The sequence below is a fragment of the Roseomonas chloroacetimidivorans genome (assembly GCF_049629625.1).
Lineage (GTDB): Bacteria > Pseudomonadota > Alphaproteobacteria > Acetobacterales > Acetobacteraceae > Roseomonas > Roseomonas chloroacetimidivorans.
The window spans coordinates 1-2,171 of the sequence record NZ_JBNBZS010000236.1 but is presented as its reverse complement, the minus strand read 5'-3'; the positions used below and the strand labels follow the sequence as shown (position 1 = coordinate 2,171).

The following is a 2,171-nucleotide window of genomic DNA, read 5'->3' as shown; positions in this document are numbered from 1 at the left end:
CTGCGCCGAACCGCAGTCCACGCACTCCATCCCAGGCTCCCAGCCATCCAACAACCCGTCACGAGCCTATCCGCGCCTGCCCCCGCTCGCCAATCCGGCCACCCCTGGCGCGATCTCTGACAGATCCCCAAGAACCGGGCATTTCAGGGCAGTGTCAGGCAAGGCCGAGAAAAACGACTGCAGCGCGGTTCAGCCGAGTGAGATCGTCATCGCTCAGTTGCCCGATGCGCTGCCCGAGGTTCGCCTTCGGCACGGTCGTGATCTTGTCCACCATCAGGCGGCAAGCTGACCGTAACCCATTGTCAACATCAGGCTCCAAGACCAGCCGGAACAGAGGAGCCTCGGTCGGATCGGTCGTGCAAGGCACCAATGTCACCGAGGCCGCCTCGCTGAACTGATCGGACTGAAGGATCACCGACGGGCGAGGTTTGCTCGCGTAGACCCCGCCTGAGACAGTCCACACTTCGCCGCGCTTCAATGCCACTCAGCCGAGATGGCGTCCACGAACGCCTGATCTTCTTTGGCGTGCTCACTCGCGGCAACGGCCGCCGACTGCCGCCGGGCTTCCTTCGCAAAGGCCTGGGACCGTGTATCCGGCAGCCAGATCTGGACCGGGCGCAATCCCTGCTCTCGCAAGCGGTCGCGATGGCGGCGGACCTTGTCACGTGATGACCGGACGGCAGACATGGTGACCTCCTAAACCAAGTTACATGTAACCGATTGGAGGGTCATTTTCAACCATGAAACCACAGTGTTGCACGGGTCGGCTTGGCGGTCTGGCTAGGTTAGGTTCCTGAGGGTCGACGGCCCGTCATCCTCCAGGAGAGCGCAGCTTGCCGTTCAACGTATGGCCCGCCCCGTCTGCAAGTGCTTTTTGCGAGCAGTCTGATCAGTCTACGTCAACGTATCCGGTCTCGGGGCAATGCCCCGGCCAAGATGGAGAGCCGCGCATTCTGGTCCTCCTAAGGCACATCGGCGTCGAGCGCCATTGAACGGCACAGGGTTCCAGAACACCGGTCGACTGTCGGGCCATCTCGCTTCCACCACCCGCAGACCTCATCCAGCCGTGCGCGCCGGGTGAGCGCGAACGGCTGATCCTCTGGCTACGACACCGCCGCAGCCGTCATCTTGAATTTCTGCCCGCTGCGCAGCACCGCGCAGATGATCCGGGCCAGCTTGGCCGCGAGCGCCACGACCACGGTGTTCTTGTGCGACCGCTGCAGCAGGCCGCGCAGCCACTGGCCCAGCGCTGTGTCCGTCTTGGACGTCATCTTGAGTGCGGCCCGTGCGCCGTGGATCAGCATCTTGCGCAGGTAGACGTTGCCCCTTTTGCTGATCCCCAACAGCTTTGGCTTGCCACCCGTCGTCACCTGCCTCGGCACCAGCCCCAGCCAGACGGCCAGGTCTCGTCCTCGCCCGAAGGTCTCCGCCCGCCCGATCGCCGCGACCAGGGCGGTCGCGTTCAGCGGCCCAATGCCGGGGATGGTGGTCAGCAGCCGGGCGGCCTCGTCGGTCCGGGCCTCGGCCGCGAACTCATCGTCAAAGGCCTGGATGCGCCGGTCCAGCTCGCGCCATTCCGCCCGCTGGTCCTCGACCAACAGCCGCGTCCGCGGGCTGAGTGGGACCTGCTCTTCGGCCAGAAGGGCCTCGAGATAGACCTCCAGCTTGCGCCGTCCCTGGGGCACCGTGATGCCGCGCTCGAGCAGAATGGCGCGCAGCTGGTTGATCAACGCTGTCCGTTCTCCCACCAGCCGGTCGCGGGCTCGGTGCAGGCTCTGCATGTTGAGCTGCGTCTCGCTCTTGAGTTCGACGAAGCGCATGGTCGGCCGGGTCGCCGCCTCGGCGATCGCCTCCGCGTCCCGCTCGTCGTTCTTCTGCGACTTCACATAGGGCCGCACGTATTCGGGCGACATCAGCCGCACCTCGTGCCCCGCCTCGCGCAGCCTTCGGCCCAGGTGGTGCGCCCCGCAGCACGCCTCCATCGCCACCACGCAGCCCGGCAGCCCCGCCGCCAGCTTGACCACCCCGTCCCGGTGCAGCCGCCTGCTGCGCGGCAATCAGGATGAGAACGGCCCGGCGATCAGGATGAGAATCGCCGCCGTGGTCCCGTAGGTCGGGCGTAGCCCGGCCGGGGGGACCACGGCGGTGAGGCGCGATCCTGACAAGGGTCT

General features: G+C 66.1%; 2 protein-coding genes and 1 pseudogene. All 3 read right to left on the bottom strand.

The window, feature by feature from the left end:
- Window positions 1-154 precede the first annotated feature (154 nt).
- Window positions 155-484, bottom strand: a complete 330-nt coding sequence (locus tag ACO1BU_RS37005) for a type II toxin-antitoxin system PemK/MazF family toxin (RefSeq protein ID WP_424140848.1) — start codon at window positions 482-484, stop codon at window positions 155-157.
- Window positions 475-687, bottom strand: coding sequence for an antitoxin MazE family protein (locus ACO1BU_RS37000; protein ID WP_424140847.1), 213 nt, complete (start codon window positions 685-687; stop codon window positions 475-477). The genes ACO1BU_RS37005 and ACO1BU_RS37000 overlap by 10 nt, the downstream gene beginning before the upstream one ends.
- Before the next feature lie 416 nt (window positions 688-1,103).
- Window positions 1,104-2,045, bottom strand: a pseudogene (locus ACO1BU_RS36995) (IS110 family RNA-guided transposase); the annotation flags it as partial.
- Window positions 2,046-2,171: the final 126 nt, after the last annotated feature.

Excerpts from the sequence above, each read along its gene's own strand:
- ACO1BU_RS37000 (WP_424140847.1), bottom strand. The coding sequence starts at position 687 with ATGTCTGCCGTCCGGTCATCACGTGACAAGGTCCGCCGCCATCGCGAC.